Source organism: Humiphilus diazotrophicus (assembly GCF_059726315.1).
Window position 1 is genome coordinate 5511231 of the sequence record NZ_AP040870.1, and the last position, 25889, is coordinate 5537119.

Annotated in this window: 18 protein-coding genes; 4 read left to right on the plus strand and 14 right to left on the minus strand. The window is 51.1% G+C overall.

Annotation, left to right across the window (positions count from 1 at the left end):
• Window positions 1–5: 5 nt before the first annotated feature.
• The 4 genes from AC6I7T_RS22770 to AC6I7T_RS22785 all read right to left on the minus strand — a co-directional run bounded on the left by AC6I7T_RS22770 (window position 6) and on the right by AC6I7T_RS22785 (window position 3437).
• Window positions 6–278, minus strand: a complete 273-nt coding sequence (locus AC6I7T_RS22770; protein WP_497790032.1) for a hypothetical protein — start codon at window positions 276–278, stop codon at window positions 6–8.
• On the minus strand, window positions 275–772 hold the full coding sequence (locus AC6I7T_RS22775; protein ID WP_497790034.1) for a cytochrome c-type biogenesis protein: 498 nt from the start codon (window positions 770–772) through the stop codon (window positions 275–277). Before AC6I7T_RS22775 ends, AC6I7T_RS22770 begins: the two co-directional genes overlap by 4 nt.
• 4 nt (window positions 773–776) lie before the next feature.
• Window positions 777–2831 carry a heme lyase CcmF/NrfE family subunit gene (locus AC6I7T_RS22780; protein WP_497790035.1) on the minus strand — a complete coding sequence of 685 codons (2055 nt, stop codon included), beginning with the start codon at window positions 2829–2831 and terminating at the stop codon, window positions 777–779.
• A 225-nt stretch (window positions 2832–3056) separates the two neighbouring features.
• Window positions 3057–3437, minus strand: coding sequence for a response regulator (locus AC6I7T_RS22785; RefSeq protein ID WP_497790037.1), 381 nt, complete (start codon window positions 3435–3437; stop codon window positions 3057–3059).
• Window positions 3438–4398: 961 nt separating this feature from the next.
• On the opposite strand from AC6I7T_RS22785, the gene AC6I7T_RS22790 reads away from it, so the two are divergent.
• Window positions 4399–6126 carry a methyl-accepting chemotaxis protein gene (locus AC6I7T_RS22790; RefSeq protein ID WP_497790038.1) on the plus strand — a complete coding sequence of 576 codons (1728 nt, stop codon included), beginning with the start codon at window positions 4399–4401 and terminating at the stop codon, window positions 6124–6126.
• Window positions 6127–6163: 37 nt separating this feature from the next.
• On the opposite strand, the gene uvrB is transcribed toward AC6I7T_RS22790, so the two are convergent.
• From uvrB to AC6I7T_RS22835, 9 genes are all read right to left on the minus strand, one after another.
• The gene (gene uvrB / locus AC6I7T_RS22795; protein ID WP_497790040.1) at window positions 6164–8152 is read right to left on the minus strand and encodes an excinuclease ABC subunit UvrB; all 1989 of its coding nucleotides are present in this window, start codon (window positions 8150–8152) and stop codon (window positions 6164–6166) included.
• 195 nt (window positions 8153–8347) lie between these two features.
• Window positions 8348–9115 carry a hydroxypyruvate isomerase family protein gene (locus AC6I7T_RS22800; protein ID WP_497790041.1) on the minus strand — a complete coding sequence of 256 codons (768 nt, stop codon included), beginning with the start codon at window positions 9113–9115 and terminating at the stop codon, window positions 8348–8350.
• Window positions 9116–9237: 122 nt separating this feature from the next.
• Window positions 9238–10095 (minus strand): sugar phosphate isomerase/epimerase family protein, encoded by an 858-nt coding sequence (locus tag AC6I7T_RS22805; protein ID WP_497790043.1) that lies wholly within the window; start codon window positions 10093–10095, stop codon window positions 9238–9240.
• Window positions 10096–10103: 8 nt separating this feature from the next.
• Window positions 10104–11015, minus strand: a complete 912-nt coding sequence (locus AC6I7T_RS22810; protein WP_497790044.1) for a VOC family protein — start codon at window positions 11013–11015, stop codon at window positions 10104–10106.
• Window positions 11016–11135: 120 nt separating this feature from the next.
• Window positions 11136–11606 (minus strand): hypothetical protein, encoded by a 471-nt coding sequence (locus AC6I7T_RS22815; protein ID WP_497790045.1) that lies wholly within the window; start codon window positions 11604–11606, stop codon window positions 11136–11138.
• An 85-nt stretch (window positions 11607–11691) separates the two neighbouring features.
• On the minus strand, window positions 11692–14289 hold the full coding sequence (locus AC6I7T_RS22820) for an outer membrane beta-barrel protein (protein WP_497790046.1): 2598 nt from the start codon (window positions 14287–14289) through the stop codon (window positions 11692–11694).
• A gap of 74 nt (window positions 14290–14363) precedes the next feature.
• Window positions 14364–15074 (minus strand): HAD family hydrolase, encoded by a 711-nt coding sequence (locus tag AC6I7T_RS22825; protein WP_497790047.1) that lies wholly within the window; start codon window positions 15072–15074, stop codon window positions 14364–14366.
• 222 nt (window positions 15075–15296) lie between these two features.
• Window positions 15297–16166: a DUF4097 family beta strand repeat-containing protein gene (locus AC6I7T_RS22830; RefSeq protein ID WP_497790048.1), complete on the minus strand. Its 870-nt coding sequence runs from the start codon at window positions 16164–16166 to the stop codon at window positions 15297–15299.
• A gap of 202 nt (window positions 16167–16368) precedes the next feature.
• Complete coding sequence (locus tag AC6I7T_RS22835; protein ID WP_497790050.1) at window positions 16369–17571, minus strand: efflux RND transporter periplasmic adaptor subunit; 1203 nt, start codon at window positions 17569–17571, stop codon at window positions 16369–16371.
• Between the two features lie 243 nt (window positions 17572–17814).
• Between AC6I7T_RS22835 and AC6I7T_RS22840 the strand changes: the two genes are divergently transcribed.
• The gene (locus AC6I7T_RS22840; RefSeq protein WP_497790052.1) at window positions 17815–19185 is read left to right on the plus strand and encodes a hemolysin family protein; all 1371 of its coding nucleotides are present in this window, start codon (window positions 17815–17817) and stop codon (window positions 19183–19185) included.
• A complete protein-coding gene (locus tag AC6I7T_RS22845; RefSeq protein ID WP_497790053.1) occupies window positions 19186–20109 on the plus strand; it encodes an ABC transporter permease in 924 nt (307 codons plus the stop codon). It begins immediately after the preceding gene.
• A gap of 39 nt (window positions 20110–20148) precedes the next feature.
• Here the strand turns inward: AC6I7T_RS22845 and AC6I7T_RS22850 are convergent, their stop codons facing one another.
• Window positions 20149–21522 (minus strand): hypothetical protein, encoded by a 1374-nt coding sequence (locus AC6I7T_RS22850; protein ID WP_497790055.1) that lies wholly within the window; start codon window positions 21520–21522, stop codon window positions 20149–20151.
• A 561-nt stretch (window positions 21523–22083) separates the two neighbouring features.
• Here AC6I7T_RS22850 and AC6I7T_RS22855 point away from each other — a divergent pair.
• Window positions 22084–25644: a TonB-dependent receptor gene (locus AC6I7T_RS22855; protein ID WP_497790056.1), complete on the plus strand. Its 3561-nt coding sequence runs from the start codon at window positions 22084–22086 to the stop codon at window positions 25642–25644.
• The last annotated feature ends 245 nt before the right edge of the window (window positions 25645–25889 follow it).

Sequence of the window (25889 nt, forward strand, 5' to 3'; positions counted from 1 at the left end):
GTGTCTTATCGAGCTACAGTTTCGAGCTGTTCGATCTCAGCTAGTATCTCGGCCGTCTCATTTTCGAGCGTTGCCCTCTGGCCGACATAGTCCTCTTCTGGATATTTGCCCGCACGGTACTCAAAATTCAGGTCGCGAAGGTTTTCGTAGAGCAGTTCTTTCCGTTCCAGCAGGAATTCCAGGCGGGTCTTTTCCAGCTGCTGTTCTACATGGCGCTCAGGCCAAAATACATAGGCAAAGACACCTATCAATAACAAGGCACAGAGGATGATGCTCACGGGCGAGGCCCTCCCTCGAAATCGGTTTCCCGCCGGATGCGCTCCCGCACGGCATCGAAATTAATCACATTGGCCGGAGCAGGCACGGACGCGGCTTTCAGCTTCCACTTCCTGACCAGCAAGGTCGTTCCCAGTAGGGCTAACATCAGGACCGCAAATGGCATAATCCAGGCCACTTTGTTGAATCCTGAATTGGTTGGGGCCGCCAGAACGGTGGGGCCATATTTCTGAACAAAGGTCTGTAGAATCAGATCGTCGTTATCCCCGCGGTTCAGGGAGGCCATAAGCTCGTTCCGCATGCCTTCGGAGGAGGGACACCCGACGTGGTTACACTCCAGCAGTACCTGACCACAGCCGCAGGTACACATCATTTTGTGGCCGAGAGTATTGAAACGAGTGCCCGGATCGGTAGCTCCCAAGCTGAAGATCAGGCAGAAGGCCAGAAGCAAGGCCTGTGTCGAACGTATTGTTATGCGCGACCAAGAATGTTTCACTTGTTTAGTCTCCGCTCCGCATTGCCACTGTCGCTTCTTGTCCGGTAACCGGAACGCGGCTGCGGTTGGCAGCGAGTGCCGCAGTCAGGTTTGGCAATAGCGCGACTCCTGTGCCGAGAACCGTGATAACGAGGCCTATCCAGATCCAGACAACCAGCGGATTCAGGAAAGCCTTGATGATCGGCAGTCCGGTATCGGGATTCTTTCCTTCATAAACGACATAAAGATCCCATGCCGGGGTGGAGTGGTTTGCCACCATTGTTTGTGTCTGCTGGCTGGCAACGTAGAAGCGCTTTTCGGGGGCAAGTTGCGTAACCTTCTTGCCGTTCCTGTAAACATCCAGCAGAGAGTATTCGGTGTCGTAATTTGGATTCGATTCCTGTGTGAAGCTTTGGCAAACGAGCTTATAGGGGCCGATCTGCATGGATTGCCCAAAGTCCATTTCCTTCTCGGTGCTGCGATTAAAGGCTGAGCCCGCCAGCCCGATAAAGATGATCACAATGCCAAAGTGGACAATGTAGCCGCCGTAGCGCCGAGTATTCCGGCGGGTCAGCTGCACAATACTGGCGACCATATTCTGGCCAGAGTGCCGTTGAATTACTGCGGCTCCGCGCAGGAATTCGGAGAGGATTGCGGTAGCTACGGCAGCAGCTAGGCCAAAGGTAACTACTGAGTACAGGGCTCCCTGGTCCTCCCAGGGATGCATCCCGGTCAGGATAAGGACCATAACCGTTACCAGACCGGCAACGCTCGGAAGCAGAAAATTCTTGCGGATACTCTTTAATGACGAACTGCGCCAGGCCAGGAGTGGTCCAATTCCGGTTAAGAGCAATAAGAAGAGCCCGATAGGCACTGCGACACGGTTATAGAACGGAGGCCCGACGGTGACCTTATTCCCCTGAACATATTCGGAAAGTATGGGGAAGAGCGTTCCCCACAGGACTGTAAAGCAGGCCGCGAGCAGGATCAGGTTGTTAAAGAGGAAGCTCGACTCGCGCGAAACCAGCGATTCCAACTTGTGCTCGGTCCTCAGGTGATCGCGATTCAGAACGAAGGTGAAGATGCAAACCAGGGCGACGATCAGCAGGAAGGCCCAGAACCAGGTTCCGATGGAACCCTCGGCAAAGGCATGGACGGAGCTAACTAATCCTGAGCGGGTGAGCAGCGTTCCCAGGATGGAGAGCATGAAGGTGGAGAAGATCAGCCACACATTCCAATGCTTCATCATGCCGCGCTTTTCCTGCATCATTACAGAGTGCAAGAAGGCTGTGCCCGTGAGCCAGGGCATAAGCGATGCGTTTTCTACAGGATCCCAGCCCCAGTAGCCGCCCCAGCCCAGCACGGCATAGGCCCAGTGCATTCCCAGGAAGATACCCACGGTGAGAAAGAGCCACGTCACCATGGTCCAGCGGCGGGTGATCTGAATCCACTTTTCACCTGGGTAACGCATCATCAGAGCGCCAAGTGCGAAGGCAAAGGGGATGCTGAAACCTACGTACCCCAGATAAAGCATCGGGGGATGGATGACCATCTCCGGATACTGCAGCAAAGGATTGAGTCCGAAGCCATCTTCCGGTGGCGGTCCCTGTACCAGGGAGAAGGGCGGTGCCGCAAAGTTTAGCAGCGAGAGGAAGAAGACCTGAATGCCAGCCAGAATGGTCGAGGCAAAAGCTGTCAGGCGGACATCCACCTTATGGCGCAGTCGAAGGACAAATCCATAGGCTGCCAGCAACCAGGCCCAGAGGACTAGAGAGCCCTCTTGTCCAGACCATAGTGCGGCAAATTTGTAAGCTCCCGGGAGTGCTCGATTCGAGTGGTGCAGGATGTAGGCGATTGAGAAATCGTTGGTGAAGACCGCCTGAAGGAGTGCAAATGCCGCACCGGAAACAGCCACAAATCCGGCAATTCCCGCGCGCCGGGCCGTCTCCGCCAATCTTTCGGGGGAGATTCGGGCTTGACCACCGGTGGAAATCAGGCGCAGAGCAATGGCTCCAGCTACCAGGTTGTAGACACTGAGTACCAGGGCTACGAGAAGGGAAAAGCTACCAAATGTGGCCATATGAATAGGTGTCCACCTGATTGTCGCACCGATATTTCAACACAGGCAATCGGACGACTCAGTGAAGCTGTTCGAATGCTATCTGCTGATACCTAATCATAAACGTGTTTAAGATCACCGGATTGATCGAGCGAGGGGAGACCCTGGAAAACAGGATTGCAGAATACCGAAAACAGACCTCCGTAAAGTGGCCTTGCAGCCTGCGGGGCGTTTACCTGCAGGTGGTTACGCTGTACGGCTAATCGGTTCCTGCAAAAGCTTTTGGCAGAGTTCAATAAGCGCATCCGGTGGAAAGGGCTTGGACCGAAAGACCACATCCAGCCCCATGTACTCATCGCTGGCTTCAGCCAGACCGCTGAGCACAACAATTGGAACCGTGGGAAGGAACTTGCGGGCAGCGCGAACAAATTCCGGACCATTCATCTCAGGCATCAAGTGATCTGTGATGATCAAAGAAATTGGATGGGTGGATGGTTCCCGAATCAGATTCAGAGCCTGACTGACTTCCAGCGTATGCGTAACTTCCTCAAAATAGAGGCTCAGAATCGTCTTGCGTGTAGTCCCCTGAACCAGATTGTCATCAACTACCAAGATATGCGTATGCATGAATATGAGTAAACTCGTTGTTTAATTATTTTTAGTTCTGCTTTACAACTTTCTTTCTGGCAGTTTCCTTATCGGATAACACATTCAATTACAAGAAACACAATAAATAAAATGTATTATGTCACTTTTTGAGCTTTCAGAATTGAATCTGCCGTTATCTTTTGATAAACGATCTCAGGTTCAGGCAGAAACTCTTACAGCAACTCAAGTATCTTCAAAAGGTTAGAGTACTTTTCAACACTATCCGACGGCGACTCAACCGAAAAATTCTTCTGAATATTTTTACTGGGGGCCTGCTCGTTAACTTCTATTATTATCCTCTTTTGCCCAGTGAGCTTACGTTACCGCTGTCACAGTATCGATAACAAAAGGAACGACATGCCCCTGGTCTTCAAGCGAGCACATCGTTCCTTTTGGGTTAGGTGCCTAGCTTTGAGCGGCCCCATGCGGGCCATCTATCAGGGGTGGAGCACCCCTAATCCGTTTTGTTTCTGTTGTTTTACGAGCGAAGCCTCCACAACTGTATTCCTGTCAGCATTCCACATCTCAGGACTCCTTTTTATAGAGGCGATTCGTTTCAGTAAGTGGACCGGCTCCATGCCTGATCCAGTACGTTCTCAAGGGGTTTCATCTCCAGACCCTCTTGAGCTTTCTCTACAAAGTATGAGTGCAAGTTCTCGGGGATTGGTTGCCGCAAGGCTATGATCCCGTTCCTGTAACGGAACCGGGTAGTTCAATCGAGGTTTTCTTATCGATAGGAAAAGGTAAGATTTGCCTTCGACTATTCTTTCCAACCCTATTGATCCAAGCTAGTGCCTATCCATTCCAGGTTTACACCGAGACCTAAATTGCTTCAGGCTGAGTCTCTTGGGAAATGAGAGTTACTGTTTGAGGAGAAGCTCCCACGAAAGTGTAGTGCGGAATCCCTGAACTCTTAAATGGAATGCTCGATAAGCATAATATGCCTAAGTCGCTAAAGATTTCTGTCGCAATTTATGTTTTATTAGGCGTTTCGCTTTTATCTGGCAGCGTTGCTAGTACTTATCTCCTTTATCGTTGTGCTCGCATAAGTGAAGAGTACCAAAGGATTTTTGAACATGAAGTAGCGCAGGCCGAGCAGATTCGCGTTATTCAGGTTTCGTTCAAAAAGCAGGTACAAGCGTGGAAAGATATTCTGCTGCGTGGACAGGATCCGGCCGCATTTACGAAGTATAGCCAGGAGTTCCATCAGCTTTCGCAACAGGTGCAGCAGTCGGTTGCGGATCTGGAGCCGACAATCTCGGATTCAGCATCTAGGCAGGTTCTGTCAGATTTTCGCGATGCTCATCGTGGTCTGAATTCGCGTTACGAGACGGCTCTCTCTGCCTTTGCAGAGAACAAGAATGCCGCAGAAGCAGATCTGGCGGTAAAGGGGCAAGATCGTAAACCAACCGATCTTTTGGACTCTGCTGTAAAAGGATTGTCCGATCAGGTTAGGCTTGTTCCCGAGCATGAGAATAAGCAGCTTCGTAGCGAACAAAAGATTCTGATTGCTGTTCTGCTGTTAATGTGGATCGCAATTTTTGCTTGGGGTGTCTCTTTCGTTCGTTTACTATCTGCTCGTTTGAATCGGAGTGTGCTTTTCATTCGTCAAGTTGCCGATGGCGATCTGACGGCGGAGACACCGCACGACGATCGTCACGACGAACTGGGACTCCTAACGCAATCGATGGAGCAGATGCGTCAGAATCTGCAGACCATGATTGCGGAGGTTCGTGGTGCAACGGAGCACATGGCCATCAGCATAAAGGATATAACTGCCTCTTCCGCACAGATTGCGCGTGGTGCAGCGGTGCAACGTGAGGAGTCGGTCCGAGTGTCTTCTTCCATGCAGGAGATGACTGCAACTGTCGGTGAAGTGAATATGCACTGTACGGCTGCTGCTGCGACTACCCAGGAGGCAGGCAATTCTGCATCTGCGGGAGGCCGTGCCATGACCGCGACGGTGGATAGCATTCGTGCCTTGGCTGAGAGTGCAAAGCTTACCTCAGCCGCGATGCGTGAATTAGGCGCAAACTCGCGCCAAATTGGGCAAGTGGTTACTGTTATCGATGAGATTGCAGAACAGACCAACCTGCTCGCTCTGAATGCTTCTATTGAAGCGGCCCGTGCAGGTGAACACGGACGCGGTTTTTCAATCGTTGCTAACGAAGTTCGGAAGCTCGCAGAAAGAACTACGACCGCAACCGGACAAATTGCTTCCGCTGTAAAAGCGATACAAAGCAGTTCACAGACTGCCATCCAGATCATAGAGAAGGATGCTGCAGGTGTTGAAAGCAGTGTGAGTGCTGCTGACCGTGCATCTGAGTCTCTGCAGGTCCTGGTTGAGGGGACGAATGAGGTTCAGCAAAAAGTAGCCCAGATCGTTTGCGCAACTTCACAACAGACGACTGCTTGCGAAGAGATCAGCCGGAGCATGCAGGAGATTGTCGATCGCGTGCATAGTACATCCGAGGGCGCAGAAGAAGCTGCCAGAGCTTGCGAGTCGCTGAATGAGCTTTCCGAGAATCTTCAGGGGCTGGTGGCTCAATTCAAGACTGAGCGGGGAACTCCAGCCAGAAAACCAGGTAACAAAGCTATTCCTCCCACTCTTACAACGGTGAGGCGGATAGTGAAACCGAAAAAATTGCAGGAATATTCAAGAGTGTAGTTCGAGAGGGAGAGGGTATTGCTCCTCTCCTTCGTATTTAAGAAAACATATATTCTTTGGATCGTAGTTCTTTGATCGAGTCTCTGAGTTTGGCAGCTTTTTCAAATTCAAATGCCTTGGCTGCCTCTCGCATTTGCTCTTCCATTCCGGTGAGGTACTTATCCATCTCTTCCTGCGACTGGAATTCCGGTATCTCTTCAGACTGTTCCGTCAGATCGGCGTAATCGGCCTTCAGGATTTGCGCCAACGACATATCGATGGAACGAATTACAGATGCAGGTACAATTCCGTGCTCCTCGTTGTATGCCGCTTGGGTCGCGCGGCGCCGTTCGGTTTCGTCCATTGCGCGACGCATGGAATCCGTAATTGTGTCGGCATAGAGAATTGCCCGTCCCTTCACATGACGGGCGGCGCGGCCCATGGTCTGAATCAACGAGCCAGAACTGCGGAGGAAGCCTTCCTTGTCGGCATCCAGAATCGCGACCAGGGATACTTCCGGAAGGTCGAGCCCTTCGCGTAGAAGATTGATTCCGATCAGAACGTCGTATTCCCCCTTGCGAAGATCTCTGAGAAGTTTCACGCGTTCCAATGTCTCGATTTCGGAGTGCATATAGCGGCAGCGCACACCGATCTCGGAATAGTAACTGGAGAGATCTTCAGCCATGCGCTTGGTCAGTGTTGTGACCAGGACCCGCTCTCCGTTCTCCGCCCGGATACGAATTTCACCGAGAAGGTCATCGATCTGTCCGCGAACTGGGCGAATCTCAACTTCAGGATCGAGAAGTCCTGTTGGACGAATGATCTGCTCGATTACGACTCCTGAAGATTTGGTCAACTCGTAAGGACCTGGCGTTGCGGAGACATAAATGATCTGATTGGTGCGCGCTTCAAACTCCTCGAATTTGAGAGGCCGATTGTCCATTGCCGAGGGCAGACGGAAGCCGTAATCCACCAGATTCTGTTTCCGTGAGCGATCGCCATGCCACATACCATGCAGTTGAGGAACTGTGGCATGTGACTCGTCGATAAAGAGCATATAGTCACGCGGGAAATAATCGAGCAAGGTCGGCGGCGGCTCTCCGGGCAGTCGTCCGGAGAAGTGACGCGAATAGTTCTCAATGCCATGGCAATAGCCGACAGACTTGATCATCTCAAGGTCGAAGCGTGTACGTTGATGAACTCTCTGGGATTCAACGAGACGTCCCTGCGATTCGAGTTCTTTTTCCCACGAGCCAAGCTCGTCGAGGATCGACTCAATTGCCTGTTTCTTTCGAGTTGGTTGTACGACGTAGTGGCTCTTCGGATAAATCGGCAAACGGGCAAACTTCTGCTTTACGGTGCCAAAGAGTGGGTCGATTTGCGCGAGCGAGTCGATCTCATCTCCGAAAAGCTCAATGCGATAGGCCAGTTCATCGTAGGTCGGAAAGATCTCGATAATATCGCCGCGAACTCGAAAGGTACCACGGCGAAAATCCGAGTCGTTGCGTTCGTACAGAATGTCGACGAGACGGCGGGTGATGTCATCCCGCTTGATCTTCTGTCCTTTTTCGAGGAGGAGCAACATTCCGTAGTAGGCTTCCGGAGAACCGAGGCCATAGATGCAGGAGACCGAAGCAACGATGATTGTGTCCCGGCGCTCAAAAAGAGAGCGTGTTGCCGAAAGACGGAGCTTATCCAGCTCCTCGTTGATCGTGGCTTCCTTCTCAATGTAGAGATCCCCTGCAGGGATGTATGCCTCTGGCTGGTAGTAGTCGTAGTAAGAGACAAAGTATTCCACCGCATTCGATGGAAAGAACTGTTTGAATTCGTGAAAGAGCTGTGCAGCCAGCGTTTTGTTGTGAGCCATGATCAGGGCTGGGCGATTGAGCGCCTCGATCACCTTGGCCATGGTGAATGTTTTGCCTGAGCCGGTAACTCCAAGCAGTACCTGGTGCTGCTCTCCTGCGGCGATGCCGGAGACGAGTTCGTCAATTGCTCGCGGCTGGTCGCCTTTGGGCTTGTAGTTTGTAACGAGCTGGAAATCCATAGCGCTTCTTTATAGATGTTATAGCTTTTCTTCCGGCGCTGTTTTCTTGCATTTCCCAGCTCTCCGGGGGGAGGGCAGGGGCAAGATTCGTGATTTCAGCTGCTGCGCCGATAGCGAGGTTACCGTTGCCGAGCCGTTTAATCCGAAATTCGGAGGTGAAGGCAGCCAGATTTCAACAGTTTTGCAGTTCCTCAGCTAGATGTCACAAAGATCTACCGCTTCACGGAGCGAAATAAGAGGATCCCTGGTGGGGACGAATTCATGCGCCACATACCCGGTGAATCCAGTTTCCATGATGGTGTGCATAACAGCATCCCAGCGGATCTCTTGAGTGGCATCTAGTTCATGGCGGCCGGGCACTCCTCCGGTATGGTAGTGCCCGATCCATTTGGCATAGCGGCGAATGGTTGTAATCAAATCGCCTTCCATGATTTGCATATGGTAGATGTCGTAAAGGAGTTTGATGTTGGGCGAAGCTACCTCTTCCAGAACGCCAGCTCCCCATGCCGTGTGATCGCACATATAACCTGGATGGTCCCGTTTGCTGTTTAGCAACTCAATGCAGATCGTGACTCCGTGATCTTCTGCGATACTGCGGATACGCTTAAGTCCTGCGATAGTATTGCGTGCGCCTTCTTCATCCGGCATGCCATTGCGGAGCCCGGAAAAGGTGATTACATTAGGGACCCCTGCTTTCGCAGCCAGTGGAACATACTTTCTAAGTCCCGCTTCGATCTCCGCATGATTTTCCAGACGATTGAGACCCCGGTCGATCTCTCCTCCTCCGGCATATCCCATAGTGCAGCGCAGTCCGTAACGGCGTGGGATTTCGTACTCCTCCGGTTGAAGCAGATCAATTCCTTCCAGCCCGATTTCCGCGGCATAAGAGCAAAGTTTCGTGAGTTCGATGTTCTTATAACACCACCGTGACACAGACTGATGAATGCGATGATTCCGTTTCACTTTTGCCCTTCCGGCGATTTGCTCTCCGGGACTCCATCTGCTTGCAAGCATAGTAGCGATGCTTGTAATTCCGGCTTTGAGCAGGGTTCGTCGGTGAAGGAGAGACATTATCTGCATTATCCCTATGCTAGCAACGTTCGAAGATAGCGATAGCTGATGCTTAAGCTTTCGATGGGAGGATGGTCACTGGCATCCTGGTCAACGAAGAAGTATTGAACTCCCTGATGACGAGCTATTCTCAGAATCTCAGGCCAATTGAGAGTGCCGCTTCCAACGTCCGTAAAGTGGCCTGCTTCGCTATTCAGTTCTTGGGAGGGAGGAAAGCCGGGTTTGCGATCTTTGAGATGGAGGAGATGAATTCTATTTGCGTATTGCCGCAGCATCTCAACCGGATTGTGCCCTGCCTGAGCGGCCCAGTAACAGTCAAGCTCCAGTCCTACCAAAGTCGGGTCCGTGTGCTGCATCAGAATATCGAAACCTGTTGTGCTGCCAATCTGCTTGAATTCGTAGTTGTGGTTATGAAAGCAGAATTTCATTCCACGGGCACGAACAAGTTCTGCAAAGCGGTTCAGCTTCTCCGCTCCGCTTTGGAATCCTGCTGCGCCTTCAGTCCTGATCTCTTGTGGCAGGATTGGGCACACCACGAACTTCATTCCTAGTTCGGCAGCATAATCCAGCTTGCTCTCCAGTGTGCTGTAGTCGAAGTGTCCGCTAGGTATCTGCAGTCCGTTATCCGCGCAAATGCGTTTGAGCTCCGCGGCGGGTCGTTGCATAACCATGCCGAAAGGTTCGATTTCCTCATAACCGATGGCATGAATTTGTGACAATACCTGATTCAAATCTTTAGTAATCAGGTCCCGAACCGAGAAGAGTTGTACTCCAAGAGGTTGATGTACCGGTTGTGCAACTCCAATTCGATTGGCAGCAAAAGCAACCGCTGTCAGAGACGAGGCTTTCAGAAAGATACGTCGGCTGAGCACTAGTACCCCTATTGCTTGGGATGTGATGCGGTAAATGCCGAACAGCATGGAGCTTTAAACGGTTGGAATTCCATAAACTCCACTCGTGTTAAATCCGGGTCGTAGACATTAAGCTGACGTTTACCGTCGCGCCCTTCCTGGCGATGCTCACCCTGGCTCTCGTGCCATCCGTGCTCCTCCAGCTTCTGAGCCGCATTGTTAATGTCCACAACGCCCAGAGAGAAGTGATTGAGTACTCCAAGGGAGCGCTGCGTCGGGGTGGGAGGGCCACTCAGCATGTACTCCAGCCAGTCTGTTCCGTCCGGTACCTGTAAGCTCACCCAGTCATCAGGCCCGGTTTCTTTCATTCCGCCATGCCAATAGGGACGAAATCCCAGAAGCTTTTGGTAGAAGGTATCTTCGGCTTCTCGGTTGTGTACGGCAAAACCTATGTGGATCATCCTTGTCGAGGTTGGATTATTCGGCGATAGTTGCGTCGTCTTCTTCCCGATCTGCTCGAAGCCTATCGTATTCCCCTCTGGATCTTTGACTAGGAATGATGTTCTGCCATCCGGCTGATGTGTAACTTGGTCAGGCACTGCTATTCCTTGCGCCTTTAGATAACGGCGCAGTCCTTCTGTGTCACTGGTATTGAAGTAGACTGCTTTCAGTCGCGAGATTCCATGTTCCGCTGGGAGTTTCGATACGACAACATATTGCTTTGAGCTGGCAAAATAACGTGCTTCTCCCTCGGATGTCGGAGTGCCTTCCAGGAAGCCTAACTCCCCAACATAGAATTTTCTCGAGGCTTCTGGATCCGCGGCATAGATCGTCATGTGTGAGATGCCGGTGATTGCAGGACGTTTTTGCTGCGCGTGACTGGGAATTGTGCCGCAGAGGCATGTGCCAGCTAACAGGACCAGGAGTGTTTTGCGGAACAAAATATTCCTCCGAAGTAAAACAGAACTTTACTTCGGAGGTTATTTCGATGTCCAACAATATCGTTTTACCGGATAAGAATGGCGTGAATAGCTAAAAGGATTTTCTTGAGAGATATAGCTTTATCTTCGCTGCGGAATGTACGTGGGCCGGAACCTGTCGATAATCCAGCGAATCAGCAGGAATGCTCCCCAGAGAAAAGCTATGAACATAACGATAAAGGGGATAAAGATGGCAAAGGGAAAGATTACCTTGTCCCCGTTGATAACCGCGCGCGGTCCGGAATCGAGATGTCCGCCAAAGACGACAAGATCTTCTCCAATGCTCGCATCCTCTCCCATGGAAACGCTACCGCCGAAGACTACAACTCCCTGGTGTGCTGCGCCTTCCAGTTTGACGCTGCCTCCAAAGGCCACGATGTCGCCATTCACATCTCCTTCTGCATCGACGGAGCAGAGAAAACAGACGATATCGTCGGCGGAAGCACCGCTCGGAATATGAATATCCTGACCGAAGTGAACTTCGTTGCTGGCGGAGGCTGGGAGTGCAGCGACGAATAGAAGAACAACAGCAAGTAAAAACCTTGAAAGCACGTACGTTCCTCTCAAAGAGACGATACGAGGCCCCACAAGAAAAGGTTCCCGGAGAAGTCTGGAAAACTCCTCCGGGAGATTCTACCTAGAAACTAATGCGCATGCCCAATTGAATTCGTCTGGGTGGTTGCGCCGAGGTGATCTGAGCAAAGTCTCTAGAGCCCTCAATGTTATCTACGTAAGAACCGTTGACATGGTTCAATACATTAAACGCGGCGGCTGAAAAGCCGATTGTAGGACTATTGTCTGCATCTCCTGGCCGAAGCCGGAAATCATGTCCCCAGCGGAGATCCATATCCACATAGTCGGGACCGAGTTCTGTATTACGGGCTACACCCTCCGGACGGCTATTAAAGAGATTGTCTCCATACTCATCATCTCCGGTAAGGACCGTCCAAGGTTTCCCCGAGGAAGCAAAGAGTCCGACACTGAGATTCGCGACACTGTCCGGGTTGAAGATTCCATAGATCCCCAACCGGTGCCGCTGGTCGAAATCGGCGTTTGACCATTCGTCATTCGCCAGGTATTGGTTTTGTGGAAACCATCCGATGCCACCGGTATTGTTTTCGTAGTGGCTCCAGGTGTAGTGAGCAAAACCTGTGAAGTACTTGTTATACCGGCCGCGATAGGAGATGTCGATCCCGTTTCCGATCTGAGTTCCAGCTGGTTGCATCTGGCGTAGCCGTCCGACTTTCGAATTTGGGCGACGTTTGTAATTGGTCTGCGGCGTCGGTGCATTGATGTCCACTGAGCGGAAGAGGCTTACGCCGCGACTGGAAAAGAGACTGATCGTGGCAGTAGCGCGTTCTCCGACGTGACGTTCAAGGGAGAGCCCGTAATGGATCTGATACGGCGTTCTTGCTCCCGGTTTCAACTCCACCAGCGAGGGAGGAATCGAACTCAACGCTGGGCATATGCCTGCATTGCAGTCCGTCTGCAGTGATAATCTCCGCGCAGTGCGATAGCGGGTCAAATCGAGCAGTGGTCCCGATCCGAAGCGGTCGTAATACAGGCCTCCTCCGCCACGCAGAACCATCTGGTGCTTTTGGTCGAGCACGAGAGCAAACGAGAGTCGCGGCGAGAAATTCGAACGGTTGTCGCCAAGGAAGTTTTGCCAGTCATAGCGAAGCCCAGGTGTAACGGAGAAGTTTTGCCGCAACTTCACCTGGTCCTGAACAAAGCCGCCCATCTCCTGTTGGTGATAGAGAAATTTGGATTGACCGGTTTGTATCGAGAAGCTTGAGGGAAGTCCTTGCTCGTAATCGGAGAGGCTGGCGTACGTGTATGTTCCACGTTCATTGCCGTGATCTTCATAAACCCTCCGTCCCATGTGCGGAATGCTGGTTCCGAACTTGAGCTGATGGCGTCCACGTGTCCAAGTAACAATCTCATTTGCGCGCAGGTTGTACTCGGTATCGAGCGAGTTGCTTTGCGCGCTGCCTCCCGTGAAGTTTCCTTGTACCTTGATCTTTGTGGCTTCCACTGCATCGGTTGTTTTGTTCCAAACCTTTTCGGCCACAAGAGAAATCTGATTTAGTAGGGAAGCAGAGTAGGCGTGGTCATCATGAAGGATGAGGTCATCTTCTCTGTATTCTGTATTGACGCCGGATTCAGGCAGAGTCTGATTCCCAACTCCCCGATTCCGATTGGTTGAATCCTGATAGGCATATTGAAGATATGTGCTGTGGTCGTCACTGAATTTATGCGCGCCGCGGATGGAAAACTCTGTATCGCGTGTTGGAGCCGGCACATTCGCCTGGTACGTTCCGGTGGGATTCTGCGTGGTAGGAACGGTTGTGGCGTTGACGACAGCATTCAAGTCTTCTTCGGCGCGATTCATTGAGAACAGGAAGGAATTAGCTTTACTGTGTGCTATCGGTCCTGTCATATGCCCTTCGTAGATGCGACGTTGTTCGAAAGGCTTGCTGGGAGCAAAAGCATTCTGTGCGTTCAGCGATGAGTCGCGGAAGAGGAAATTGAACTGACCGTGATAGGTATCCTGGCTGGCCTTGGTGACGATCTCCATCTGGCCCCGCCCAGGATAGTAGTAGCGCGCAGAGTAAGGATCTTCGTTGATGTGAACTTCCTGTACCGCCGAAGGTGAAACTGTGGCGCGATTTGCTTCTACTCCATCGACGATAAGTCCCGAACCCCCTGTACCTGCTGCTCCAGGATCGAGGAAAGAGCTCATCGCACTGACATAATCGTTGTCAAAGACGGGAAGGCTCTTCAGGTCTTCCGATGTCATGACCGTGCTGTCAGTATTTGAAGAAGAGCTAGTCAGATCCGCATTGGTAGAGGCATTCACCGTTACCTCGGTGGCAACAGCTGCAATGGGCATTGTGACCTGAAGCGGTGTTGCTCGTGTGAGCCCAATGTGAAGAGATACCGCCATGGTCTTGAAGCCATTCAAGCTAAAGACCAGCTTGAAATCTCCAGTTCTGTTGGTTTGTAGGCGAAATGCGCCTGTTGCATCCGTTTGCCCTGTGGCCAAGGGATTTCCACTAGCGTCTTCGAGCTGAATCTGTGCTCCGGGGATGATGGCTCCGGTCGGGTCGGCCACCGTTCCGGTGATGGCTGCCGGAGTGGCGGGAGCGCTAGAAAGTGATGTTCCAGTCGTCGCGGCTAGAGACGTCGAGGCGAGGCAGAGAGAAACAAACAGGAGAAGTGTTGGTCGCAACACGAGAAAGCTCCTCTATTTCCATGCATATATTCTGGGAAAGTTTGTTGACAGTTCTATCTGGTATCTTTTGCCGCTTATAGCGATCTCTTTGTAGATATTTTCTCAGCGCCGAGGGCATGCGTCCACTCAAAAGCAGAATCGACGAGCAAATCGGGAGGCGCAGCTTCCAGAGTATGCGGAGATAGCCCGAATTTGCATCCGAGTATCCAGGCACCTGCATTTCGCGCCGTTAGGACATCCACGTCGGAGTCCCCAATCATGATTGTTTCTTCCGGAGTTGCATTTGCCTGATCCATCAGCTCCATTAATCCGTGGGGATCGGGTTTCTTAACCGTAAAACTGTCACCGCCATAGATCTGGAAGAAGTATGGACTCATGCCGAGCGCTTCGCAGATAGCCTTTGCCGGACCGACTGGCTTGTTGGTCAGAACAGCCATAGAACGCTGTTTCCCTTGAGTCAGGGTCTGAAGGGACTCCAAAACCCCGGGATAAGCGTAGGTGTTGTCCAATTTATGCTCGCGATAGTAACCCAGAAAATAGCGAAGGGAACGGGATACTAGTTCTTCATCGTCGGGATCCCCGAGAGCACGGCGCACCAACATAGCCGCTCCATCGCCAATATAGCTCGCAATGACCGCATTCGGGAGCTTGTGGCGACGTTCATTCACTAACATGGCATTGATGGAATTACAGAGGTCCACGCTCGAGTCGATTAGTGTTCCATCGAGGTCAAAGACAACTAAGCGAATAGAGTCTGTAGGTATCGACCGTAGAATCGTAAGCATAGAGCCAGTCTACGGCCTTTTACTTTCCTTGTAATCAAATCTGGGATAGAAGGAAATGCCCAGGAAGAAAAAAAAGGCCGGGCTTGTAGGCGCAAGCCCGGCGAATTAGGAGGTTGTGCAATTTCGGCTGTGGTGTGTCCGTAGCTAATGGTGGCTTGTGTTGGTCTTCCGCTAGAAAAATCTACACGTGGTCATCACTAGGAGCGGACATGCCGAAATTGTTTAGTGAATGTGAATGTTTCCAGATCCTGTTTCAACACGGACAAGCGGCCCACCGCCATTGACCTTGCCAGTCACGTGATGGCGTTCCAGACTGCCTTCAACCGTGAGCGGCACATCACTCTTGACGGAGCCGGATCCAGTTGAGGCATCGAGTGTGTAGGAAGCATTTCCAGTGGTCAGATTTACCGATCCTGAGCCTGTTCCAAGCTTCCAATTTGCAGTCGGCTTTCCCTGAACCTCGATATCTCCAGAGCCGGTTTGTGCTTTAAGTGCTCCTTGGATTCCACTCAGATGCACACTTCCGGAGCCCGTCTCCGCTTTGACATCGCTAGCTTCTATCGCTTGTGCCTGGATGTCGCCGGAGCCGGTTTCCAATGAGATATTTCCACGTACTCCGTTTGCTGAAATGCTTCCTGATCCGGTGCTAAGCTTCACGTCCTTGCCTACGGATTGAATGCGGACATCTCCCGAACCGGAGCTTGCAGATAATTGCGCACTTTTCGGAGCTGTTATTTCGTAATCAATGGATACATTTCGCAAGAAGGAATGGTCTTTGCCGATGCGGATAATATTGCCCACCTGATCTATCGGCGGATGGTTAACAACTTCTTTTACTCTTTCTTCCGGCGAACTCATGCTGAACGAACCACGGTTTGCTTTTACATGGCCGACAACGTGTACCTGGCTATCTGTTCCGGGAGTAACGTGAATGTATCCTGATCCCGTTGAGATATCCAAGGTTACTGCTCCCTGAACATTCAGCGTTTTATCGAAGGTTCCTTCTGCGGAAAATGCATAAACAGGGATCGTCAGCAGGAAGGCCGCTGCAGTACTGGCGATAATAGAAGCACGGGTTTGTAATCTGTTCATTCTCGATTTCTCCTGCCTGCCAACTCATTCTTTGAGGTGCGAAAACTCTTTGTTCTTGATACTGAACAAGCACGCAGTGTGCCAAAGCATAAACCGGCAAATTTCTTTGATTTCTGCTGAATCTTGACTGAGGCTTCGTCATGAAGCGTCCGAATCTATGCCGGGGTGTCCGAATCCGAACATCCCGGCATAGGTACTTGCTTTACTGCTGCATGATGACCGTCTCGTTTTCTTTGAGGCCGTCCAGAATTTCAGTACGGCTGCCATTCGAGATTCCCACCTTGATTGGTACACGACGCTTACCATCTTTTTGTTTCGAATCGGGGACCTCAACAAATGCGTTTTTCTGATTGTCGTAAATTACTGCATTCTCTGGCACTGTCAGGACGTTTTTGTGTTCTTCGAGAAGGATTTCAGCATTAGCGGTCATGTTGGCCTTCAATTCGCCGGTCGGATTATCGATCGAAACGCGAACTTCGAAGGTCGTTACATTATCCTTCTCAACGCCGAGTGGAGCTATCTTTGTTACTTTGCCGTTAAAGACCTTATCTCGGAAAGACTCCACCTTAATACGTGCAGGTTGTCCAAGATAAACATGCGCGATATCGGCTTCGTCAACCTTGCCCTGTACATAGACTTGCTGCGTATCTCCAAGTGTCATGACGAGGGTTGCCGTAGAGCCCAACACAAGGATGGAACTGACAGCATCACCTATTTCTACGTCGCGCGAGAGGACAACACCATCAATAGGAGAAGTAATTGTTGTGTAGCTAAGCTGCTCTTCCAGTTGTTTCAAACTTGCCTGACTCTGGGCAACTTGTGCCCGTGCCTGTTTCAGCTTTGCTTGATCGACTCCAATTTGCGCACGGGAGGCATCGCGCTTATTGAGTGCTGCCTGATAATCACGATTGGCATTGTCCAGAATCTGCTGCGAGACGACGCCTTCTTTGGCCATCTGTATGTTTCGATCCAGGGTGCTCTTGTACATCGGGAGATCGGGAGCAGCAGCATTTACTTTATCTTGATCGATATTAGCTTCATACGTTGAGACATTTGCCTGTGCGGCCTGTAACTGGGCGCGTTGAGCCTCTACCTGAGCAAGGATTTCTTGTTGGTCAAGCTGTGCTAATAGCTGTCCTTTGTGAACGTTAGCATTGATATCGGTAAAGAGCTTTTCGACGATACCGCTAGCCTTGGATTTAACCTCCACCTTGGTAATAGGCTGAATCTTGCCCGTGGCGATAACACTCTTGGCGATATCTCCCCGTGTGACTTTGCCGATGCGGTTCGGATCGATCTTTGTTCCATGTCCTCGTGCCGCAACCACAGCAACAACCAATAGCAGAACGACGACTGGAACGCCAACCCAGAGCCACAATCTCTTTTTCTTACGTTGCGTTGTCAAAACATTCCTCCACGACCGAGAGCGAGCCTGGTCTACAGTGAACCGCCTCTTCCAGAGATAGTACGGGAGAAGGGGGGCATCGGTTCCCGGGGAAGGGCAAATTTCTGTCACCAGATTGTGTGCGTTTTTTCAGATATTCCAGGCACAGAGGGGCGGGGAAGACCCGGTTTTCCGGAAAACTGCGCACACTTTTGCTGCCCTGGGTACATCTACGGCGGAATTGCTTTAGACTCGGAGGCAGAAATGTTTGAATACCTGCTCTTTCGGTTTTTCTCGGTGACGATGTTGATACTCGCCAACGGCTTTTTTGTCGCTGCCGAATTTGCTCTGGTGAGCATGCGTCCGACGCGAGTGGAGGAGTTGATTGCCGCCGGACGTCCGGGAGCACGGGCTGTAAGACATTTACAGGAAAATTTGGACGACTTTCTTTCTGCGGCTCAGTTAGGCGTAACCCTCTGTAGTTTGGCCCTGGGCTGGATGGGCGAGCCTTTCGTCGCCGGGCTCTTTGAGGGATGGTTGCGCGGAGTTCCTCATGCTGACATTTATGGGCATTTTTTTGCCGTTCCTCTGGCTTTTGCCCTGATCACCTATTTCGATCTTTTATTAGGAGAGCTTGTTCCTAAATCGCTTGCCTTGCGCAAAAGCGACGAGTTGGCTCTGGGAATTGCCGGGCCGATGCTGGTCTTCATGCGGATTACCCGCCCGGCAGTGCATTTTATGCGCGGCTCTGCGGCGCTGGTCCTTCATGCCTTTGGCGCTCCCATGATGAATCAGGTCACAGTCCATTCGCCGGAGGAATTGAAGCTGATTGCCACGGCAGCTCGAAAAATGGGGATGCTGCCCGAATTTCAGGAGTCTTTGATCCACCGGACGGTGGAAATCGACCACATTGTGGTGAGAGAGATTATGACGCCGAGGCAGCGGATCTTTTCTCTGCCAGCCGACATGTTAATAGAAGATGCGAGTGCCAAGGTCACTGACGAACAGCACTCTCGTGTTCCTGTTTACGATCCGGTACGCGGTCCGGAATATATCGTTGGGGTGGTCTATTCGAAAGATCTTGCTCGCCTGATGCACTTCCGGTTTACAGCGGAGACACGTTTTTCGCGGGCACCCTTCAGCCAGCTTCGTTTACGTCAGGTGATGCGTGATGTTCTGGTCGTTCCGGAGACAAAGCCTGTTCTCGATCTTCTGCAGGAATTTCAACAGCGTCGCCGTCATTTGGCTATTGTGGTCGACGAGTATGGCTCAACAGCCGGTTTAGTAACAGTTGAGGATGCAATTGAACAGCTGATCGGAGAACTTGAGGACGAATTCGACGTTGCCGCCAAGACCATATTGACCTCAGCTTCCGGCGCCGTTCTACTGGATGGAGGAGTCAGTCTGCGCGATTTGGAGACCCAGATGCATTGGAGGCTACCTCGCGAGGGAGGCGTGGAAACCCTGGCAGGATTTCTGCTGACCCGATTAGGTAAGATTCCTCGTGGGGGAGAATCGGTGGAGTTCGACGGGCGGAAACTAACCGTAGTGGAAATGAATGGACATCGCATCAGTCTTGTTCGCGTGGAGCGGATTGTTCCTAAAGACGAAAAAGCGAAGGAGAAAGCCAGTTAAATGGCAGCTCTTCGATCCCTCGGCAAGCGAATTCTCTATGCGGTACCTGTCCTATGGCTGGTTGTATCGTTGGTCTTTCTCCTGATTCACCTCGTTCCCGGCGATCCGGTTCAACAGATGCTTGGCGAGGGAGCCACTCCTGCAGACATCGGCGCTCTGCGTCATCAATATGGCCTTGATCTCCCCTTGGGAGTGCAGTATGCCCACTATTGGCGTGGAGTTCTGCACGGAGATCTGGGACGTTCCATGCGTATGAATGACACCGTCGTTCATCTCATCGTGGTTCGCTATCCTTATACATTGCAATTGACGGCTGCAGCTGTGCTCATGGCTCTTTTGCTTGCCATCCCTGCGGGTGTAACCGCCTCTTTGCATCGAAGCCGTTGGCAGGACCATGTGCTGGGCGTCGTCAGTCTTCTGGGACTTTCTTTTCCCGGGTTTGCCCTTGGTCCTATCCTTATATTGTTAGTGTCGATTCGTCTGGGCTGGCTTCCTGTGTCCGGCTCGGGATCTATCGCTCACCTCGTTTTGCCGGCCATTACGATGGGTGGCAGTCTGGCCGCGATTTTGACTCGAATGGTCCGGACTGCAATGCTTGAAGAGCTCTCTCAAGACTACATTCGGACGGCCAGGGCAAAGGGTTTGCCGGAGAGGACGGTTGTTTATCGTCACGCATTGCGGAATGCGCTGATTCCAGTCATCACCTTAGTCGGCTTACAGTTTGGCGCGCTTTTAGCCGGTGCGATTGTGACGGAAACGATCTTCAGTTGGCCGGGAATCGGGAGACTTACCGTTTCCGCGATCTCAAATCGCGACTACTCTTTGGTGCAAGGCTGCATCCTTGCCGTAGGCCTTACCTATGTTTTAGTGAATCTGCTTACAGATGCCCTTTACGTCGTGGTGAATCCACGTATTCGCAGTTAGGGCATTGTACGGTTCTTTGATGCTTCAGTCCCAAAGGTTCTAGTAACTGCAAGAGGCCCCAGACTCAATTCTGTAGGCGATGACTTCGGAATTTGCGTATCCGCCAGGCAGGGAAGTGAGTTTGATAAGGGCTTCGAAGGGGGTAACGTCGGTTCCCGGCTTATGACCAATACTGCGGAGCACGGACTCAAGTCGGCGGGGATTGGTCACCGTTTCCCCTGCTGCTTCCGTTGCTTCCATGTTTAGCCCTTCCAGCAGAACTACCAGGTCATGGCCATTGCATCCCTTCAGCAACGCGACTAGTCCATAGCTTTCCAGCTCCTTTTGTTCAGCTCCATTTACATCGAGCATTGCGGGAAGGCTATACGTTACTGCCTCCCTTGCTTTCGGAACTTTGTTCCTGAAGAGCGGAGCATTGGTTTGCTGGTCTCTTTCGACAACAAAATTTAACCTGGGTTCAAAGACTTCTACCCAAGGATTGGAGCGATGGCTTCCGAGGATTACGACATTGCCATTTTGAAAAGCTCTACTTCCGATATCTCTTGCGTATTGCGGACTGATGTGCCCGCCGAATTCTCTAGCCAGGGATGAAAGTTGGAGGCTGATGGATAAATCTGCTGGGCTGGTTGAACGTCGAACCGCCACTTCGCGCAATTTATCGTTTGGTATTTGGAGGTATTTGCGGCTGAGATAATCGCCCAAATTCAGATTATTGCCACTCATGTCCTGCCAGAGTCCAAAACCTGTATCTGCAGCCACAACCCGAAGCTCTTCATCCGGGTGCACAAAAAATTGGCCCCAGAAATCCTGAATCGCCTTTGCCGGTGCTCCTACCTCAGCACTTTTCTTGCTTTGACGCGCCGATGTATAAAGGAAGACCGAAACAACAACTGCAATAATTGCTATCGCTGAGCCAGCCAACCATAGCGGGCTCCACCTGCTTTGAGGCCTCTTTTCGGGCAATTGTATTTCTGCAACTGCGACAGGAAGTGGAACGGTAGGAGAGCCGACTTCTTGTGCCTCTACCTCAACAGCGATCGGACGTGCATGGAATTCCGGTACATAGGTTCCCTTCGGAACCGTGATAATGAAAGGTTCCTGAGCGCCCTCATTAGCGAAATACTTTTCGAGACGTTGCCTCAACTCGTGAGCACGAACACGAACAATATTGTCTTCTGCCGGATCGTAGTTTGGACGCCGACCCAGAACCTCTGCTCCGATACATTGTTCTTTGATTCGCTCCGGTCGCTCTTCAATCGCATGTTTTGTGATGTACAGCAGAAAAGCACGCATCGCTGGTGATCGAGAGAACACCGAACTGCTAACGACCCGCTCTACGAGCTCGAATTTCTCTTTTACGGTCGGCGCATTGCCAAGCCCGTTAAGAGTCGGTACCGAATGAGAAGAGGACATAGTTTTTTTATCTTTATATATACATCTCACTACCCGGAGCTTCCCGGGACGGGTGATAGGCCCTAGTCTCACCCTTGTCATGCCAGACTCTATTTCCGCTACAAAGTCATGCGCCTCTTCTCATTTTGGGTCTCATTAGATTCGCAAAAATGACAACGATGGTAATTTCCACCGATCCGAAGGCATTTTACGGTAAAAAGTGTGGAAATTACAAGGAAACAGTTGGCTGTTTCTCCCGAAGTGGAAGAGAGTGACGGAAACAAAGAGCTCTCAAAAGTTTGCCCATTTGAAAGAACTGTTTACATCGAGCTATATGCCTCGAGTTTTCGATGGTTGCACGAGTTTACTGTTACTTCACTCCACAAGCTTGTTTTTTACGAAGAGAGTACTTGGCGGATCTCAAACGGACTTTTAGCTGCTCCCAGAAAATACGCCTTGAGTTCGTTGAGAGCCAACCAACAAGGAGGATCCACTCTAGCTAGTCAGCAAGAGTGGATTCTTAAATCGGTCAGTTGGTCCTTTGCCTTGCGCCAAGGACTTGAACTACTGGAGGCAAAAATAGTGAGAAATAAATCAAAAATACTCTTCTATAGCGCCGTGTGCTTGTTATTTCTGCTCACAGGAATAATGGCTCATGCGCAGGGAGACCGCGGTAGCATCGGGGGAACAGTTGTCGATTCTTCAGGAGCCGCCGTTCCAAATGCGACTATCACAGTAACGAATAGAGGCACAGGTAATAGCCAGACGACTCAATCTGGCTCGGGAGGTGACTTCCGCTTGCCTTTTCTTTCGGTTGGGCTCTACGGAGTGACCGTTGAGAGTGCTGGATTTCAGAAATGGGAATCCAAAGACGTAACCGTCAATATTAATACCCAGGTGGAACTAAATGTTCATCTCACGGTTGGTTCAGCTACCGAGACAGTAGTGATTAATGATGCTCCACCTCTTCTCTCCGGAGCGGGGATGGATCTCGGGAAGGTCATGACCAACAAAGAGATCATGGAACTCCCCTTGAGCATTGGTGGAGGATCTCGGAGTACCTATTCTTTCATCGCTCTTACTCCTGGTGTGACTACGGCAGGCGGTACAAGAATCGCCGGAGGCTTAATTCAGGGAACAAGTATTTTGATGGATGGCGCCGAGTCCATGAGCCAACGTCGTAACGACGAAGGCATGAATGGAGTGAGCGTTGAGGCTATTGAGGAATTCAAAGTCCAGAGCTCGTCCTACTCAGCTGAGTTTGGACGCCTATCTAATGGTATTGTCAACTTCGGTCTGAAGTCCGGCACGAATAAATTCCACGGAACAGGTTTCGACTTCTTCCGCAACGAAGCCTTCGACGCAAACAATAGCTCCTGGGTGCAACAACGGAAGGGGCAGAGGCGACAGAACAATCCAGGCTTCAGCTTCGGCGGTCCTGCTATCAAGAACAAGTTGTTCTTCTTTACCGCCTATGAATATGCCTGGTGGATCAACCCTCAACCGACCAATTTGGTCACCGTCCCTACCTCTGCGATCCGTACCGGCGATTTCCGCAATTATAAGGATGGCAGTGGCAAGATGATTCCGCTCTTCGATCCGTTCGATGCGAATGGCAATCTGATTACGGATGAAACCAAGCGTCAGCCGATGCAGTGTAACGGAGTCTACAACGTAATTTGTCCCAGCAGAATCTCCAGTTCCATCGTTAACAAGCTACAGAGCATGTTGCCGAATCCAGAGCTGACGACCACAAACGATAGAGACAACAATTACCGCGCAATTTCGCAAACCCGCAACAAGTCCAACGTTTTTTCCTTCAAGGTCGACTACAATCTTGGATCGAAGGACCGGATCAGTTTCTCATTTGGCCGCTCTTTTAATCCTCCGTATCCAGTCCTCGGTCCGGTGGCCGGAATTCCGAGCCGGGATTTTGGTTCCGATAGTTTAATTCGCTACTACCGTTTGAATGAAGACCACATCTTTACCGATCACCTGATCAACCACTTTACCTTTGGTTTTGATCAGCGCCACATCATGGAAGGCGGTCCTGGCCTATCCAGCGTAACGGATGATGTCCGTAATGCTGTTCAGTTCCCAGGAACGGCATCCCGCCAGGGACTACAGCGTGGTCTGCTGACTCAATACAGCACAGAGTTTGTCCAGTGGGGCAGCGAAGTGCTCACAGATTCACGCCAGCGGTCGGAGAGTCTGTATGACACGATGATCTGGAGCCATGGAAATCATTCCGTGAAGTTCGGATTCAATTATTACCACTGGTTGTATCGCAGAATTGATTGCATTTCTTGTAATGGCACCATTCTTTTTGACGGTGCTGCAACCTCCAATGCTTCGTATAACTATTCCGGCACATTACCCGGATCTGCTGCGGCATTTTCCACCTCTAATCAAGGATCGAACTATGCTGCATTTCTGCTGGGGCTGACAAACACTGCTGGCTTCAATTGGGGCGCTGACCAGGCCTTCTCCGCACCATATTTTGCATGGTTCATCCAGGATGATTGGAAGGTGACTCACAAGCTGACACTTAATGCTGGCTTGAGATATGAGCTTCCTATTCCCAAGGGTGAACGCCATCGTAACAATAGTAACTTCGATCCCACGGTGCCGAATCCTTCCGCGGGTGGAACGCTGGGTGCACTGGTCTTCGCAGGACATGGTCAGGGCAGAAGCGGAATCGATCATTTTGGCGAAACCAGACTCAATGCCTGGGGGCCAAGATTGGGCTTCGCCTATCAGGCCACTCCTTCTACCGTAGTACGTGGTGGTGGTGGTGTCTTCTACCAGCCAGTACGTGAAGATGGAAACGCCGACAACGGTAACATGGGTTTTGCTGGACGTTATTGGGCTCCTGGCAATCAACTGGCCAGAGGCGTCAATACGATTGTGCAAAGCACATCGAGTGGTGGTTTGCTTACACCCTTCTACCAAGCACAAATTGCAAGCCAGAGGCCTCCTCATATTGATCCAGGCATCCTGGTCGGTCAGGGTGTGTTCTGGTATCAGCGTAAGGCTGGCCGTACCCCGTACTTTGGAACGTGGGATCTGACCCTTGAGCAGGGCATCGGCAATAACTCAGTCCTGCGTACCAGCTATCACGGAAATGCAGGTATCAAGCTCCTTTACAAGAAGCCAAACTTCAATCAGCTTGATCCTAAATATCTATATCAGTACGGCGACAGTCTGCTATCGAAAAATGTAATGGATCCTGCGGTTCAGAAACTTGGAATCGTACCCTCGTGGATCCCCTCCAACTACCAATTCAATCAGGTATTGCGTCCGTATCCGCAGTACTCGGATATCAACATCAATGCTGGCGGCGCCGCAGGTGGTCACTCTAAGTGGGACGCCTTGGAAGCAAGTTTTGAGCATCGTTATAGCAATGGCTTGCAGACGCTCGTTGCCTATACCTTCTCGAAGCTAATTGGCAATACCGACGGTGAGGATGCGAACCGTGGTGATGGTGCTGCTCAGAACACATACAACCTGGCTGCTGAAAAGTCGATTGATAGAGACGATCAAACACATGTCATCAGCTGGAGCTATGTTTACGATCTTCCTTTCGGAAGAGGATCCAAGTATTTAGCGAACATTTCACGTCCACTAGATATCTTAGTGGGAGGATGGAAGGTCTCCGGTATTGAGCGCTTCAATTCCGGTACTCCGATGCAGATTGGCGGAGGACTGGATTGGATGGGTGGCGCAAGCAGCAATTCACGCGCCAGCTGGGCTCCGGGATACGGTCCTCATAGCCAGCTCAAGAACCCTAACTACAATAAGTTCGGCCAACACTCCAAGTACCTCAATACGGCTGCCTTCCGTCGTGCTCCTAAAGTAGAGCTGCCGAATGGCATCCGTTACGGAACCTATGGAGATACCCCCCGGTATATCTCTCAGCTTCGTGGACACTGGGGGATGCAGGACGATATCAGTCTGATGAAGAACTTCAACGTCACGGAAAGCAAGCTAATTGAGTTCCGTGCGTCTGCATTCAACTTCCCCAATCGCCGTTATCCAGCATATCCTGACACAAACGTCGATGATTCCAATTTCGGAGAAGTAACCAACCCACAAAGTAACTCCCCGCGTTCTGTGCAGTTTGCCTTGAAGTTCATCTTCTAGGTACAGCAACGAGCTTCGGAGTTATTTAACTTTGTCCGACATGCATTGCCTGTCTCCTTCAGGGGTAGGCAATGCGTGTCGGCAAATGAATTTCTGTTGATGTGGATATAACTTTCGGGGACATCTTTGGAAGTTTGATTCAATTTGCACTGGAGATGCAAAGTAAGTTTCCTCTCCAGGTGTGCCTTCCAATGATGTCAACAACGCCCGTTTATTTAGTTCTGCCCGGTGCTGATATTTGTGGG

Bases quoted from the DNA above. Each gene is read 5' to 3' on its own strand.
- AC6I7T_RS22780 (WP_497790035.1), bottom strand. From the start codon at position 2,831: ATGGCCACATTTGGTAGCTTTTCCCTTCTCGTAGCCCTGGTACTCAGT.
- AC6I7T_RS22785 (WP_497790037.1), bottom strand. From the start codon at position 3,437: ATGCATACGCATATCTTGGTAGTTGATGACAATCTGGTTCAGGGGACT.
- AC6I7T_RS22790 (WP_497790038.1), top strand. From the start codon at position 4,399: ATGCCTAAGTCGCTAAAGATTTCTGTCGCAATTTATGTTTTATTAGGC.
- uvrB (WP_497790040.1), bottom strand. From the start codon at position 8,152: ATGGATTTCCAGCTCGTTACAAACTACAAGCCCAAAGGCGACCAGCCG.
- AC6I7T_RS22825 (WP_497790047.1), bottom strand. From the start codon at position 15,074: ATGCTTACGATTCTACGGTCGATACCTACAGACTCTATTCGCTTAGTT.
- AC6I7T_RS22830 (WP_497790048.1), bottom strand. From the start codon at position 16,166: ATGAACAGATTACAAACCCGTGCTTCTATTATCGCCAGTACTGCAGCG.
- AC6I7T_RS22840 (WP_497790052.1), top strand. From the start codon at position 17,815: ATGTTTGAATACCTGCTCTTTCGGTTTTTCTCGGTGACGATGTTGATA.
- AC6I7T_RS22845 (WP_497790053.1), top strand. From the start codon at position 19,186: ATGGCAGCTCTTCGATCCCTCGGCAAGCGAATTCTCTATGCGGTACCT.
- AC6I7T_RS22850 (WP_497790055.1), bottom strand. From the start codon at position 21,522: ATGTCCTCTTCTCATTCGGTACCGACTCTTAACGGGCTTGGCAATGCG.